This is a genomic window from Brevibacillus thermoruber 423 (assembly GCF_000454065.1).
GTDB lineage: Bacteria > Bacillota > Bacilli > Brevibacillales > Brevibacillaceae > Brevibacillus > Brevibacillus thermoruber.
Window position 1 is genome coordinate 255,908 of sequence record NZ_KE695650.1, and the last position, 13,677, is coordinate 269,584.

Genomic DNA, 13,677 nt, shown 5'->3' on the forward strand with positions numbered 1-13,677 from the left:
AAGGAGGGAACCAATGGTGGACATGCAGAGGCTTACCTTAAAATGGCTGGAAAAGGAGGGGGAGGGAACATTCCTGTCCATCGACAGGAAGAAGCAGTACCCGGAAAAGGTCTTGCAATTTGGGGAAGGGAATTTTTTGCGCGGCTTTATCGACTGGATGATCCACCGCATGAATGTGCAAGGGATCTTCAACGGCAGCGTCGTCGCCGTGCAGCCGACGCCGAGAGGAAAAGTGGTTCCGGTATTACAGGCCCAGGACGGACTGTATACCGTCGTATTGCGAGGAATTGACAGGGGAGAAGTCGTGGACAGCAGGGAGGTGGTACGTTCCATTTCTCGAGGGGTCAATCCCTATACGGAATGGGACAACGTGCTCGAAGCAGCGGCAAATCCCGACATCCGGCTTGTCTTTTCCAATACGACCGAGGCGGGATTGGAGTACGCATACGAGGAGTATGATCCAGCCACCTCGCCCCAATCCTTTCCGGGAAAACTTACCGCGTGCTTGTACCACCGTTTCAACACCTTTCACGGCGCGCCTGAAGCCGGCTGGGTGATCATCCCGTGTGAACTGGTGGAGAATAACGGGGAGGTTCTTCGGGAAAGGGTGTTACAGATCGCCAGCGACTGGCGTTTGCCGGATGCGTTTGCGGAATGGGTCAAACAAGCCAATCGCTTCTGCAACACCTTGGTTGACCGGATCGTTACCGGATACCCCAGGGACAATGCGGAGCAGTTCTGGAGTGAGCTGGGGTACAGAGATGAACTGATCACCGTAGGCGAGCCGTATCATTTGTTTGCGATCGAAGCGGATTCCACGGTGCAGGAGCTCATCCCGTTTCATCAGGCTGGCTTGAACGTGTACTGGTCAGACGTTGCCCCTTTTCGGGAACTGAAGGTGCGCATTCTCAACGGGGCCCATACCATGATGGCGATGGTGGGGCATCTGTACGGCAAGAAAACGGTCCTTGAGGTCATGGAAGATCCCGACCTGGCTGCGTTTATCAAGAGGGGAATCCATGAAGAGATCCTTCCCTGCATCGAGATGGAGCGAGAGGTGAAAGAATCTTTCGCCAAGTCCGTCCTGGAACGTTTCCAAAATCCGTTCAACAAGCATTACCTGCTTGATATCGCCTTGAATTCCGTATCGAAATTCAAGGCAAGGGTGATGCCGATCCTTTCCCGCTACATCGCTCAATATGGGACGATTCCCCCGACGATCGCGTATTCACTGGCGGCCCTGCTCGTCTTTTACAAGGGGGAGCGTGTCGAGGGGAACCAACTGATGGGAAGGTGTGGCGGCGAGGAATACCCCATCCGTGATCAGGAAGAAACCCTGAACCTCATGCAAAAGGCATGGCAGCATTCCGGGAATGTCGCGGATGTGGTGACAATGATTCTGGCCAATGAAGCCCTTTGGGGCAAAAAACTGACCGCATATCCAGGATTGACGGATCAAGTCATCACGCATGTTTCCGATATCCTGCAGAACGGTGTCAGATTTTCGCATCAGCCATAACACGAAACGATACATGGAGGGATATACGATGAATCTGCTGTACAAGACCGAACAGCGACCCGGTTATCAGCGTGTCATTGATCAATCCTGCGAGGTGTTGGAATATTGCAACTTCGATCTGTTGAATTTGAGCAGCGGCGAATCCTATCGAGGAGAGTCCGGCGGCTACGAGACCGTCCTGGTTATCCTGGGGGGCAAAGCCACATTCACAGTGGGCGGCCAAACGTGGGAAAACGTCGGGGAACGCGCGAATGTGTTTTCCGGAAAAGCGACGGCTCTCTATGTTCCGATTGAGACCGCCTATGAAGTAACGGAGGCGGCTGGCGGGAACCTTCAAATCGGGGTGTGCAAGGTCAAGGCGGACAAGAAATTCGCTCCGTTCCTGGTGACCCCGGAGGAAGTGGTTGTCCATCACCGTGGCCGTGAGACGTGGAAACGGGATGTTCACGATATCATTGCAGCCAACGGTGAAGGACGCGTGCAGCGAATCGTCATCGGGGAAACCTACAGCGAACCGGGCAGTTGGTCCAGCTATCCTCCCCATAAACACGATCAAAACAGCGACGACGAATGCAAAATGGAAGAGATCTACTTTTTCCAGATCGAACCGCAGCAAGGGTTTGCCGTTCAATTGGTCTATACGGAGGACGGCGAAGTAAACGAGACCTATACCATCAAGCACGGGGATGCCGTCGCCCTTCACAAAGGGTACCATCCGGTCTGCGCGGCAGGCGGCTATCAGGTGTATTACCTCTGGTTCCTTGGCGGCGAGTCCGGCCGCGCCTTGAAGCCCTATGACCAACCCGCACACAGATGGTTGATGCAGAAGTGAACACGGAACTGCGGGAGAAGCTGGAACGCATCAGAAGGGTAATGGCGGATAATAATGTCCACGGCATTCTGCTGAGCAGTCTGGCAAGTTTTTCATGGCTGTGCGGCGGGCGGGGGCATGTTGGCCTCGCCTCTGAACAGGCATGCGGCAAATTCTTGGTTACGCCTTCGGACTGCTATCTGCTCATCAACAATATCGAAGCGGAGAGAATCGAGCGGGAAGAACTGCGGGTTTCCGGTGTTCACGTGGTGTCGTTCCCCTGGTACCAGCCCGAGGACGAGCAGGCCATCATAAAACGCTTGATGCAGGATCGCCAGTGGATCACGGAACAGCAGCTGGCCGGTGAGGTTGCAAGGCTTCGCTGGGAGTTGACATCACCGGAGATGGAGCGGTACCGGGAGGCGGGGCGAGCGGTGGCAAAGGCTTTGGAACAGACCTGTAGGGAGATCAAACGCTCGGAAACGGAGTTCCAGATTGCCGCCCGCTTGGCCGCCCGCTGCTTGGAAGCGGGCATTGACCCGATTCTCCAGTTGGTCGCGGTGGATGAACGCGCGGCGCAATTCAGGCATCCGGTGCCTACCAACAAGCGGCTGGACCGGTATGCGATGGTGGTCGTGGGCGGGAGAAAACACGGGTTGGTCGTATCCGCCACCCGGTGCGTCCACCTGGGGCCGCTGCCAGACGATCTGGCCAGGAGGCATCGGGATGCAGCGTGCCTGGATGCCGAATTGATCGCGAAAACCAGACCCGGTGTGCGTGTCCAAGACCTGTTTGCGCATCTCCAGCGGCGCTATCACGAGCTTGGTTATCCCCAGGAGTGGACGCGACACCATCAGGGCGGGCTAACCGGCTATGTGTCCAGGGAGTATCGGGCTTCCGAACGCTCCGAAGAAATCGTCCGGGTGAATCAGGCGTTTGCCTGGAATCCGACCATTCGCGGAACCAAGTCGGAGGACACCATCCTGATCAGGGAATCGGTGAATGAAATCATTACGGAGACGGGAGAATGGCCTTTGCTGGAATTTTCAATCGACGGGATTCCGATCAGAAGGCCTGCCATCCTTGTCTTGTGAAACGGGGAGAAACATGACGCAATCATATCTTCACATCCATCCACAGGATAACGTCGTTGTGGCCTTGCAAGAACTGCATGCCGGTGAAATCCTTGAGGTCGGAAATCGAACCATAACTGTCCGTGAAAATGTTCCCAAGGGGCATAAGATTGCCATTCAGGACATCCCGGCCGGAGCCGATGTGATCAAATTTGCCTACTCCATCGGAAAAGCCGTGGAACCCATCCAGCCGGGCGAGTGGGTTCACACCCACAATTTGAAAAGCGGCCTCAAGGGACTTCTCGACTATCAGTATGAACCGACCCCAATCAAACCTGCTGCCGTCCAGGAAGAACGGACGTTCTTGGGCTATGTCCGCGAAAACGGGGAAGCAGGGGTGCGCAATGAGATCTGGATCCTGAATACGGTGGGATGCATCAACAAGACGTGCGAGACGCTTGTGCGCCTGGCCGCTCAGCGATTCCAGGGAAGAAACTTTGACGGTGTCCATCATTTCGCTCATCCGTACGGCTGTTCCCAATTGGGGGACGATCTGGTCTATACGCAGCTGCTGCTGTCCAGTCTGGTCCATCATCCCAACGCGGCCGGCGTTCTGATCGTCGGCTTGGGCTGCGAAAACAACAACATCCCCGCCTTTCAAAAGGTGTTGGGCGATGTCGACCCGAAGCGGGTGAAATTTATGATCGCCCAGGAACTGGAGGACGAATTGGAAGAAGGGATGCGTTTGCTCGAGGAACTGGTCGCTTACGCGGAAACGTTTGACAGGCAGCCGGTTCCGCTCTCCAAGCTGAAGGTCGGGTTAAAGTGCGGAGGGTCCGACGGGTTTTCGGGCATCACCGCCAATCCCCTGGTCGGTGCGTTTTCAGACAGGCTGATCAGCTTTGGGGGCACGACCATTCTCACGGAGGTTCCGGAGATGTTTGGCGCGGAAACCATCCTGATGAACCGTGGGATCAATGAGGACGTATTCCAAAAAACCGTTCGATTGATCAACGACTTCAAGGAGTATTTCATCCGGCACGGCCAGGAAGTGTACGAAAACCCGTCCCCCGGAAACAAGGCCGGCGGCATCACCACCCTGGAGGAAAAATCCTTGGGCTGTACCCAAAAGGGGGGAACCAGCCCGGTCGTCGATGTACTGCCTTACGGGCACCGGGTAACGACACCCGGGTTGAATCTCGTTCAGGCACCGGGTAACGATCTGGTCTCCGTCACCGCTCTCTGTGCAGCCGGCGCCCACATCGTGCTGTTTACCACCGGGCGCGGAACGCCATTTGGCGGTCCTGTTCCGACGGTGAAAATCTCCACCAACACGCCGTTGTATGAGAAAAAGAGGAATTGGATCGATTTTAATGCCGGTCAGCTTCTCGATGGGAAAAGAATGGACCAGCTGGCAGAGGAATTCTTCGATTACATCGTAGCGGTTGCTTCCGGAGAGACGCGTACCCATAACGAGAAAAACGGGTTCCGGGAAATCGCCATATTCAAAGACGGGGTTATCTTGTAATCCCCGATAAAGGAGGTGTCAAGAATGCCGGATCTGATTACATTGGGCGAGACCATGGTCCTCTTGACCCCTTCTTTTCAAGGGCCGCTGGAAGAGGCATCCCTTTTCTTGCGGTCCTTGGGAGGGGCGGAATCCAATGTGGCGATTGGCGCGGCCAGACTGGGGACTTCGGTTGGATGGGTGAGCCGATTGGGAAAGGATCCGTTTGGCTCCTATATCCTGAAAAGAATCCGCGGGGAAGGGGTGGATACCAGCCGCGTTCAGTTGGACCCTTCGTATCCAACCGCCGTGATGTTTAAGGAGATCAAGGCGAAAGGCAATCCCCACGTCTACTTCTACCGGAAGGGCTCCGCTTTCAGCCGGATCAAGCCGGACGATTTGGACGAATCGTACCTTTCGCAGGCGCGCATTCTTCATATCACGGGAATTGCTCCTGCCCTGAGCCAAAGCAGCAGGGAGACGATTTACGCCGCGGTGGAGATCGCCCGGAAACATCGTGTCAAAATCAGCCTTGATCCGAATATCCGCTTGAAGCTGTGGTCCATCGAAGAGGCGCGAGAGGTACTGCTGGACCTGGCTTCCCGCTGTGACTATTTTCTCCCCGGAGAAGAAGAGCTGAACTTGCTGTTTGCCACCACGGATCGGCAGGAGTGGATGAAACGGGTGCAGGCCATGAATCTTCCCTGCACGGTAGCCAAACTGGGGGAGGAAGGATGCATGGTCATCGACGGGAACGGCTGCCGTGCCATCCCCGGGTTTCCCGTTGATCAGGTCGTCGATACGGTAGGAGCGGGGGACGGGTTTGCCGCCGGCTTTTTGCATGCCGTCATTCAGGGATTGTCCGTCGATGAAGCGGCAAGAATCGCCAATGCGGTTGGGGCCCGATGCGTCACGGTCATGGGGGATGTCGAAGGTCTGCCGACACGGGAAGAGCTGGATCAATTCATGGGACGCACAGCCCAAATTGACAGGTAAGGACGGTTCGATATGAAAAAGTGGCGCACGCTGAACCAGATTGTGAATCAAAAGATCGTGGCGGTTTTGAGAGGAACGTCTCCCGAGCAGGTGGAAGTGTTTGCCGACAAATGTATAGCGGGCGGCATCAAAGCGATCGAGGTCACGTTCACGGTTCCAAAGGCACTGCAGGCGATTGAAGCCTTGGCCGATAAATACCAGGGCGAAGAAGATGTGGTGATTGGGGCCGGAACCGTTCTGGACGCAGAAACCGCAAGATTGGCCATCCTAGCCGGAGCGCAATTTGTCGTGACCCCCTATCTGAACGAAGATGTGATCAGAATGTGCCATCGATACCAGGTCCCCGTGATGCCTGGAGCGATGACGATCAAGGACGTTGTGGCGGGATTGGAGTGCGGGGCGGACATCATCAAGCTGTTTCCGGGAGAGATTGGCGGACCAGGCATGATTTCCGCCATCAAGGGTCCCGTTCCGCAAGCAAACGTAATGCCCACGGGCGGCGTTACGCTTGGCAACTTGTCGGCATGGTTCTCAGCCGGTGCGATCGCAGTCGGAATCGGCAGCGATTTAACCAAAGAAGCCCTGCAGACCGGTAATTGGGATGTGATCACGGAAAAGGCGGCCGCCTACCGTTCAAAACTGAGCAGTACACCGACGTCGATTGGATAGGCTTGCCTCATTTGCCATCAACAAACTAAGGCAGGCGCTGCCCTCCGTACGTATAATGAAGTCATTCACGTACTACTCCTCCGATCATCTGTTGATGGTCGGAGCTTTTTTTTTTGGAATGAACCGTCTCTTGTTCGGCCAGAGGCGGTTTTTTGGCGCGTTCCCGTTTTTTCGCGTCAGCGCGGGCCTATCCCGCCTGAATCACGCCGCATGCCAGGCGGTTTCCTGAATTGCCGGCTGGTTGGGTGCGATAGTCGTCGGGGTTTTGATGAATGATGATGGTTTTCCCGATGACGTCGGAGGCACGAAACCGGTTCGTAAAAAAGTTCATGCGAGCGTACCCGTTGTTGGAGAACAAGACAGGGAAATCCCCCGCATGATTTCCGTGCGGCTGGTTGGTCGGATTCCAGTGTTCTCCTGCAGCTTGAAACGGGTTGTTCGGGTTTCCGACTGCACAGCTCCCGTGTTCGTGAATGTGGAACCCGTGAGGACCGATTGGCTGCCGATGTGCCGAAGCGGGCTGATAGGGGGGAAGTCCGGCGACTTCCACGAAGACCTCGGTTCCGTAGGGGACGTCGACAAACATCACCACCCCCCTGAGATGGGGGGCAAGGGGACCGCCTTGTATGTGTGCAAAGGCGCGAGTCGGTACGCGGCGGGACGAATCAGACGACGCGACAGGTACATAGTGTTCGTGGTGTGTGAATGGATGCATGATACCCTCCACAAAGGTAGTTGTCTACTGCCCACTTTATCCTATGTGGAGAAAAGGCATGAGGTTCTTCGGAGTCGTGGCAAGAAAAGATCGCCGTCGGCGGGCGGCAGGTGCCGCGTGCCAACGGCGACAGATGGCGAACGCCGCAGAGCGGCGGGAGGGTCAGGTTTGTTTTAGGGAAGCAATCGCAATTCGGCCCAGTGCGGATGTGCCTCCAACCGGCGTTCCATGTCACGGAATGCACGGAGCGAGCGGCTCAGCTTGCTGTAGGCGTCGCCGCCCTCGCTCCAGCCCTGGAAGCCAATCATCCCATCGAAGCCGATCTTTTTCAACTGCCCCAGCAGCGCGAAATTGTCCAATTCGCCTTCGTCCAGCGGCTCGATCGTCGCGACGTTTCCGAAACCGTGCGGATTCCGACGGCTGCCGGACATGTTCACCTGCTTGAGGTACGGCTTTACCGCTTCCAGCGTAGCCGACAGGTTTGTCCCGTCGACAGCGTACCAGTGGTAGCCGCAGAACACGATTCCCAGATTGGGATGATTGATTCGCCGGCACAGCCGGACCGCATCTTCGTGCCGCTCGATCCAGAAGGAGAGGTGGGTGTACAGCAGCAGGTTGATGTTTCGCCGCTCGCAAATTTCGAGCGCCTTTTCCAGCCACTTCACCGCGATGTCGTCACCCGCCGGGTCCGAGGGGCGTATATGATTTCCGACGGATTGAATTGCCAGCTCGACAGTCGAGCAGCCTTCGATCGTCTCCAGCAGCGTCAAGATGCCCGCATTTCGCGGATGGTTCTCGCCCAGCGAAAGATCCAATACGACGTACACACCTGCGACGTCCAGACCGTATTTCTGCTTGACGCTGCTCAGTTTCGCCGCGTCCCGCCACCGCTCTCCGTGCCAGATGGACATGTGCATGGCGTCATACCCGATCTCTTTCAGCATCTCGCAGCGTGCCTCGAAGCTGTATATCCCCATGGAATTGTAAAAGGAAAAATCCATTGCGTACACACGGTAAGCCATCGTTTCGCGTTCCTCCTTTTCGGCCGTTCGGTTCCCCGATCCCCGTATGCTTTCCTAGAATCTGTCTGATGGAGCGTATCGCGCTGCCGCGTCAGCCTGTCAGGTTTTGCGTGACCGAATCGCTGTAGGTATACCCCAACTCGTACGCCCGCTTTAGCAGGCTGTCGTAATGCTGCTTGATTTCCTCCTCGCTGTCCATATCTTCCGCCAGCGTGTTGTACAGGAATGCCACTTCCGATTGGGAAATACCCGTATACCCAGCCAGGCCGACATTCAGATAGTGGGAGATCATGGCGTCAAATTGCCGTTTTTTCAAACTTTCCTCTGTCTCTCCGACAAGCGGAATCCACAGGACTTTTTTGTGCGGAAGACGCGATCCGCCGTAAGCAAAGCCGTAGTTCCACGTGCGGTCGATATACCCTTTCGTGATGGCCGGCAAGGAGTACCACCATAACGGAAAGATGAACGCCAGTCCATCGTTTCGTTTCAGTCTTGCCATTTCGGCTTGAACACGTGCGGAATAGCTCTTGCGGGGGTTCTCCCAATCCGGTTCGTCTTTTTCCAGGACGAGCGGATGAAACTCCTCCCCGTACAAGTCCGCCACTTCCACTTCATGTCCGGCATCGGCCAGTCCCTGAACAAAACGCTCGGCGACGGAAAATGTAAGCGATTCTCTTCTGGGATGCGAGACGATCGTCAGCACCTTCATTCACAACCACTCCCCACCAGATTTTGTGAAAACCGGCCGCTCACGTGGCAGCCGGATTCTTGCCTGTTCACGATACGCTTTCCGGCTTGCCGGTCAGTGCGGGAAAGTGCGGAACCACTTCTTCGCCCAGTTCTTCCAGGACTTCTTCAAACGGACGCTGGCCGTATTTCAGGTTGATGATCACGTGATTGACACCTGCATTTTTCAGACTTTCGATGAACCCGATGAGGGGATTGCGCCCGATGCGGAAGCCCAAGTGAATGGGGATCGGCGGATGATTCGGGTCCTCGGTCAAATCGACATAGAGGGACTGGCTAAATGGCTTGAACCCGTCCGTCAGCGAACGCCAATTGTTGATCAGTTCCGACTGGAATTTCAGGTTTCGGGGATAGTACAGCCAGCCGTCACTGTTTTGGGCGATCCATTCGACGGACTGGGAGCTGTGGCCGGTTACCAGCACCGGAATGTCCCCGAGACGCGGTTTGGGCAAGAGGTCCCCGTTCCACATGTCCACCCGCGGCGATTTGATCGCAGGGAAACTCTCCGCCCACACTTTTTTCATGACCAGCAGGGATTCCTGAAAGAACGGACTCCGGTTTTCCGGATCGACGGAGAAGGCCGGGAATTCGATCGGACGGTCCCCGGTCGCCACCCCGAGAATCAGGCGCTCACCGGACAGTTTGTCGACGGATGCCGCTGCTTTCGCGACATGCAGCGGGTGACGCAGCGTGAGAATAATACTTGCCGTACCCAGCGCGATCTCCTTGGTATGGGCGGCAATATATCCCAGATAGACCCAGGGATCATACATTTGGCCCGCATCGCCGAAATGGGGGTCATGCAGCGGAACATCCCGGACCCACAATGCGGCAAAATTCAGCTCTTCCGCTCGCTTGGCCAGTTTTAGCTGCTTGTCCATGTCCATCTCCGGAACGCTGCCTTGGTATGATTCCAGCGGGAAGAACAGCCCCAGCGTCAGTTTGTTTTCCTGATACATGCGCGTGTAACCCTTGTGGTTGTCAAACCGGTTCATGATGATCCTCCTATATCTATATATCTATAATTATCGATATAATAATAAAAGAAAGGGCAGGGAACCTACAAGCCCAAAAGTGTAACTGTGTAAAAATCCGTCCCCTTACAGATCCCTTGATAACCGTTCCATCACTTTTTTGATGTTTTCCTCATCCCGCTTGTAATACGTAAATTGCCCAATCCGTTTTGCTTTTATCAATCCCGCTTTTTGCAGCATGGACAGATACAGGGACACGGTGGATTGGGACAATCCCACCTTTTTTTGAATGTCGCTCACGCAAACCCCGTCTTCGTGGATGTCTCCGTGAAGCGGTTTGGGAAAGTGAACGTCCGGTTGTTTTAACCATTGTATGATCTGCAGCCTCGTTTCATTGGACAAGGCTTTCAATACGTCCAAAAGTTCCATGATATCCTCCAGATTCTTCTTTCGTGTATCTCTTACAGTATCCCACATTTCGAAAGCGGGCTGGCTGCATGATTCCGCCAATGTCAGGGGAAGACAACACCACACCCTCCCTCGCTTGGACGTGGATGTTTTTCCTTGAGCCCGGGAAAGCTGGTGGCAGGAGGGAGATTGCCCATGTGCGGCCGTTTCACGCTGGTCACCGCCCCGGAAAAACTGATGAGCCGATTTCACCTGCAGGACATCCCGTTTGAATGGAAGCCGCGGTACAACATTGCTCCCGGCCAGCCCATCCCGGCCATACTTGCCGACGGCGGTCGCCGCAGAATCGGCCAACTGCGCTGGGGCCTGGTTCCGTCGTGGGCGCGGGACGAGAAGATCGGCTCCAAGATGATCAACGCCCGCGCCGAAACGCTGCGGGAGAAGCCGGCTTTTCGGCGGCTGTTTGAACGCAAGCGCTGCATGATCCCGGCCGACGGCTTCTACGAGTGGAAGCAGATGGCCCGGGGGAAACAGCCGATGCGCATCACCATGCGGGACGGAGAACCCTTTGCCTTCGCCGGCCTGTTTGACACCTGGACGGCGCCTGACGGCCACAAGCTTCACACCTGCACGATCATTACCACCCGGCCCAACGAGCTCGTCGCAGACATCCACGACCGGATGCCGGTGATACTGCGTCCGGAACATGAGAGCGCGTGGCTCGACCGGGACAGGTTCGATGCGGAATGGCTGCAGTCGCTGCTCGTACCGTACGATCCCCAGGCGATGAAGGCATATCCCGTATCGGCGATGGTCGGGAATCCGAAAAACGACCGGCCGGAGTGTTTGGAAGAGGCCCCCTGGTCATAGCGGGGAAAACTCCGTCAGCGCCTGGCTGCGGTGCGTTTGCCATTTCTATTTTATCCTGCTGCGTTTTCCTGGGAAAGAACCTCGTGTGCTCATCCCATCCGCCATCACGAGTTATTGCGTGCGCATTCGATTTCATTCGAAAGAAAAACATAGACAGGTTTGTATGCGCTTTCATTGAGCGGCGTACCCGTTGCACGTTGGGGGAGACGGGATTATGTTTGGAGGGAGAATTTCATATCGTGACACGCTGAATCGAAAGAGCGGGGGAACCACTTTTTGGGGTGAATCGCAGAACATGCGTAGGGCTAATTCCACTGCCCGAATCCGTCAGCTAACCTCGTAAGCGTTGTGGAAAGGGGGATGCACTTGTGATGTCGAGGCTGCGGCTGCAAGGGTAATACTACCTTTGTGGCCTTTTTTCTCGTTTTCCAGGCAAATCCAACCCGAAGGAAGGTCAGTCACGAATGACAATTGGTCAGTTGAAGCGTTTCTTCATTGGGTCACCATTGCGAACAAGGCAAATCGCTCACGAAAAATTGCCGAAATGGAAAGCGCTGGCGATCTTTTCGTCAGATGCGCTCTCATCGGTCGCGTACGCTACGGAAGAGATTTTGCTCGTGCTGGCCCTGATGGGATTCGGCGCGTTTGCTTATTCCCTCCCGATCGCCATCGCGATTCTGGTATTGCTGACGGTCGTGACGCTCTCCTACCGTCAGATTGTCCATGCGTTTCCCTCTGGGGGAGGGGCGTACATCGTCGCCAGGGAGCACGTGAACACGCCTGCCAGTCTGGTGGCCGGAGCGGCGTTGATGATCGACTATGTGCTCACGGTTGCCGTCAGCATCAGTTCCGGGGTCGCAGCGCTGCTGTCCGCCTTTCCTTCTCTGCTTCCCTGGAGAGTGGAGCTGGCTGTCTTTCTCGTGATGCTCCTCATGATCCTGAACCTGCGGGGCATTCGGGAATCGGCCACCGTGTTCGCTTTCCCGACGTACCTCTTTATCTTGTCGATCCTGCTGATGATCGCGGTGGGAGGGATCCAAATCTGGAAAGAGGGCTGGCACGGTTATCACGCGCAGGGGCAAGCCCCCGCCGCTGACATGTGGACGTGGGCGGGGATGCTGCTGCTGTTCCGTGCTTTTGCGTCAGGCTGTTCGGCGTTAACCGGAGTGGAAGCGATCAGCAACGGCGTGCCGGCTTTCCGGTCGCCGGCGCCGCGCAATGCGGCGATCACCATGACATGGATGTCGCTTTTGCTGGGGATGATGTTTTTTGGGATTACGCTGTTGGCGTATGCGTTCGGAATCGCCCCCAAAGAACATGAGACGGTAGTGTCGCAAATCGCGGAACATGTATTCGGCCGCGGGCCGCTGTACTACGTCATTCAGGTGGCCACAACGCTCATTTTGTTCCTGGCGGCCAATACCAGTTTCACGGGATTCCCCCAGTTGACCTCGATCATTGCCCAAGACCGTTTCCTGCCCCGGAAGCTGACAATGCGGGGAGACCGTCTTGTGTTTTCCAACGGGATTGCGCTGCTCAGCGTGCTGTCCATTCTGCTGATACTCGTCTTTCATGGCGATACGCACGCGTTGATTCCGCTGTATGCCGTTGGCGTGTTTCTGTCCTTTACGATCGCCCAATGGGGCATGATGAAAGCGCTCCTGCGTGAGAAAAAGAAAGGCATTGCCCGCATTGCCGTGATTGGATTCGGCACCTTGATCACGGGGCTGGTTACGGTCATTACGATCGTTTCCAAATTCACCGAAGGGGCATGGATGGTCACGGTTGCCATTCCCGTGGTGGTGTGGATGTTTTACGTGATCCGGAACCATTACAGCGAGATTGCAAAGGAACTGCGTCTGGATCTGCATGCCCATCCGCAGCAAGTGAAGACCAAAGTCATTATCCCGATCTCCGGAATCAGCAAAGTGGTGGCGCAATCGATTTCGTACGCCAAGGGGATCTCGGATGACATCGTAGCGGTCACCGTCGATTTTGATGATGAACATGCGGGACAAATGCGGGAAAAATGGGAAAAATGGAATCCGAACGTTCCGTTGATTATTTTGCGTTCGCCTTACCGAACCGTGATTGCGCCGCTCTTGAAGTACATCGATACCCTGGAGAAGGAAAAAGAAGGGGATGCGTTTATTACCGTGCTCGTCCCGCAGTTCATCGTCCGCAAATGGTGGCATGCGTTATTGCACAACCAAACGGCATTCCTGCTGAAAGCCGCGCTGATCTATCGGAAAGACGTGGTCGTGTCAACGATACCGTTTCACCTGCATGAGTAACCCTACCCAAAACCAGGTCACTTGAGAGCAGTGACCTGGTTTTTCCTTTTTCATGTCCATACCGTACATGCC

13 protein-coding genes and 1 riboswitch are annotated in these 13,677 nt (G+C 55.5%); of the genes, 8 read left to right on the forward strand and 5 right to left on the reverse strand.

The window, feature by feature from the left end:
• The first annotated feature begins 13 nt into the window (after positions 1-13).
• Genes M516_RS0109500 through M516_RS0109525 form a run of 6 tightly spaced genes read left to right on the forward strand, consistent with a single transcriptional unit; the run spans position 14 to position 6,575 of the window.
• The gene (locus tag M516_RS0109500; RefSeq protein ID WP_238550955.1) at positions 14-1,519 is read left to right on the forward strand and encodes a tagaturonate reductase; all 1,506 of its coding nucleotides are present in this window, start codon (positions 14-16) and stop codon (positions 1,517-1,519) included.
• A gap of 28 nt (positions 1,520-1,547) precedes the next feature.
• Entirely contained in the window at positions 1,548-2,351 is an 804-nt protein-coding gene (gene iolB, locus M516_RS0109505; RefSeq protein ID WP_029098901.1) for a 5-deoxy-glucuronate isomerase, read from the forward strand.
• Positions 2,348-3,424 carry a M24 family metallopeptidase gene (locus tag M516_RS0109510; RefSeq protein WP_029098902.1) on the forward strand — a complete coding sequence of 359 codons (1,077 nt, stop codon included), beginning with the start codon at positions 2,348-2,350 and terminating at the stop codon, positions 3,422-3,424. Before iolB ends, M516_RS0109510 begins: the two co-directional genes overlap by 4 nt.
• 13 nt (positions 3,425-3,437) lie before the next feature.
• Complete coding sequence (locus M516_RS0109515) at positions 3,438-4,931, forward strand: UxaA family hydrolase (RefSeq protein WP_029098903.1); 1,494 nt, start codon at positions 3,438-3,440, stop codon at positions 4,929-4,931.
• 24 nt (positions 4,932-4,955) lie between these two features.
• Positions 4,956-5,906, forward strand: a complete 951-nt coding sequence (locus M516_RS0109520; protein WP_029098904.1) for a sugar kinase — start codon at positions 4,956-4,958, stop codon at positions 5,904-5,906.
• 12 nt (positions 5,907-5,918) lie between these two features.
• Complete coding sequence (locus M516_RS0109525) at positions 5,919-6,575, forward strand: bifunctional 2-keto-4-hydroxyglutarate aldolase/2-keto-3-deoxy-6-phosphogluconate aldolase (protein ID WP_029098905.1); 657 nt, start codon at positions 5,919-5,921, stop codon at positions 6,573-6,575.
• 187 nt (positions 6,576-6,762) lie between these two features.
• On the opposite strand, the gene M516_RS0109530 is transcribed toward M516_RS0109525, so the two are convergent.
• The 5 genes from M516_RS0109530 to M516_RS0109550 all read right to left on the reverse strand — a co-directional run bounded on the left by M516_RS0109530 (position 6,763) and on the right by M516_RS0109550 (position 10,462).
• Positions 6,763-7,290 carry a superoxide dismutase family protein gene (locus M516_RS0109530; protein WP_029098906.1) on the reverse strand — a complete coding sequence of 176 codons (528 nt, stop codon included), beginning with the start codon at positions 7,288-7,290 and terminating at the stop codon, positions 6,763-6,765.
• Between the two features lie 173 nt (positions 7,291-7,463).
• Positions 7,464-8,312 carry a sugar phosphate isomerase/epimerase family protein gene (locus tag M516_RS0109535; protein ID WP_029098907.1) on the reverse strand — a complete coding sequence of 283 codons (849 nt, stop codon included), beginning with the start codon at positions 8,310-8,312 and terminating at the stop codon, positions 7,464-7,466.
• A 91-nt stretch (positions 8,313-8,403) separates the two neighbouring features.
• A complete protein-coding gene (locus M516_RS0109540; protein WP_029098908.1) occupies positions 8,404-9,021 on the reverse strand; it encodes an NAD(P)H oxidoreductase in 618 nt (205 codons plus the stop codon).
• A gap of 67 nt (positions 9,022-9,088) precedes the next feature.
• Positions 9,089-10,054: an LLM class oxidoreductase gene (locus M516_RS0109545; protein ID WP_029098909.1), complete on the reverse strand. Its 966-nt coding sequence runs from the start codon at positions 10,052-10,054 to the stop codon at positions 9,089-9,091.
• Between the two features lie 105 nt (positions 10,055-10,159).
• On the reverse strand, positions 10,160-10,462 hold the full coding sequence (locus tag M516_RS0109550) for an ArsR/SmtB family transcription factor (protein WP_029098910.1): 303 nt from the start codon (positions 10,460-10,462) through the stop codon (positions 10,160-10,162).
• 174 nt (positions 10,463-10,636) lie between these two features.
• On the opposite strand from M516_RS0109550, the gene M516_RS0109555 reads away from it, so the two are divergent.
• Both M516_RS0109555 and M516_RS0109560 read left to right on the forward strand, forming a co-directional pair.
• Positions 10,637-11,311, forward strand: a complete 675-nt coding sequence (locus tag M516_RS0109555) for an SOS response-associated peptidase (RefSeq protein WP_029098911.1) — start codon at positions 10,637-10,639, stop codon at positions 11,309-11,311.
• A gap of 235 nt (positions 11,312-11,546) precedes the next feature.
• Positions 11,547-11,672: riboswitch (cyclic di-AMP (ydaO/yuaA leader) on the forward strand.
• 109 nt (positions 11,673-11,781) lie between these two features.
• On the forward strand, positions 11,782-13,605 hold the full coding sequence (locus M516_RS0109560; protein ID WP_152523386.1) for an APC family permease: 1,824 nt from the start codon (positions 11,782-11,784) through the stop codon (positions 13,603-13,605).
• The last annotated feature ends 72 nt before the right edge of the window (positions 13,606-13,677 follow it).